The sequence below is a fragment of the Lactococcus sp. DD01 genome, from assembly GCF_001578715.1.
GTDB classification, from domain to species: Bacteria; Bacillota; Bacilli; order Lactobacillales; family Streptococcaceae; genus Lactococcus; species Lactococcus petauri.
Map to the genome: position 1 here is coordinate 1 of NZ_KQ968951.1, position 1,105 is coordinate 1,105.

At 35.4% G+C, this 1,105-nt stretch carries 2 protein-coding genes; both read right to left on the reverse strand.

Going from position 1 to position 1,105, the window contains the following annotated elements:
* Positions 1–47 precede the first annotated feature (47 nt).
* A complete protein-coding gene (locus LACDD01_RS11245; RefSeq protein WP_061415335.1) occupies positions 48–722 on the reverse strand; it encodes a DnaD domain-containing protein in 675 nt (224 codons plus the stop codon).
* A gap of 61 nt (positions 723–783) precedes the next feature.
* Positions 784–951: a hypothetical protein gene (locus LACDD01_RS12120; protein WP_019299349.1), complete on the reverse strand. Its 168-nt coding sequence runs from the start codon at positions 949–951 to the stop codon at positions 784–786.
* Positions 952–1,105 lie beyond the last annotated feature (154 nt).

The following is a 1,105-nucleotide window of genomic DNA, read 5'->3' on the forward strand; positions in this document are numbered from 1 at the left end:
CGACAATGATATCTAAAGCTTCTAAAAATCGTTTCTTACTCAGCATATTATTTTCCGTTCCAGGGCCCATCCATCGGGATATAGAAATCAGTATTTTTATGGTTTTGCGTTGCTTCGTTACGTTCTTCCTTGCGCTGTTCCACCGCTTGAATACTCATCAAGCCGTCATTACGCCAGTTGCGTAAAATGGCTTTGATATAGTTGAGCGAAACCTTGCGGTTCACCACTGCTTCACGTAGAGCAAGTTTAATGAGCTCAAAGTCGTACTTATCTTCAAACAAGAGAATACGAAGCTCTTCGCTTTGCATTGGAGTAATCATGCCCATTTCCGCTTCGAAAATATTGACCAATTCTTGTAGCTGGCTCTTATTTTGCTGTGTTGGTGCAGTTGTTTCTGCATGCTCTTCTTTAGCTAAACCATCCAGTTGGTCTAACTTTTTTAAAGCTGGTGTGACATCAAAAATGGTTTCCATATCTCCAGCAATTCCGAGTAAAGTGACTTTTAAAGAGCCAAACTCTTGAAGGTTGTCAATACTACGATTCACATCGGCAAGTTTTTTTCCTATTTTAGTTGCAATTTCACTTGGTGCTATATCACGATTTTCATATAAATAGAGCCAAACCAAAAAATCCTCTGCCGAAGGAAACACTTGAGCGAAATGCTCCAGCATAGCATGAGGAAGTACGATGTGTCCAGTCATGTAATTTTCATAGTAGGTCATAGTTCTATTTTATCATAAATGCTTCAATCAACCACAGATACATCATCATTGAAATACACATTTAATTTTTAAATTTTTTGACGTAAACAAAACGCTCAACAAATGAAAAAATAATAACGATAATTACTGCCAGTGTACTATGAGAATCGACGATTCCTAATACTTTTAGAAGTGCAATAACAACAATTTCAAGTGCAATTAATACGGCGATAGCTACAATGTTTTTCATAAATTTCTCTTATAATTCTTTATTTTTAATAATGACACATGTTATTTTAGTATAAGCAATCCTATAGAACACTACATCTTGAGAACGATTTATTGGGGGTTAGCTCATTTACAAAATATGATATTGAATAAAAAAGAAACCCTAATTTACTAAG

Excerpts from the sequence above, each read along its gene's own strand:
- LACDD01_RS11245 (WP_061415335.1), bottom strand. The coding sequence starts at position 722 with ATGACCTACTATGAAAATTACATGACTGGACACATCGTACTTCCTCAT.
- LACDD01_RS12120 (WP_019299349.1), bottom strand. The coding sequence starts at position 951 with ATGAAAAACATTGTAGCTATCGCCGTATTAATTGCACTTGAAATTGTT.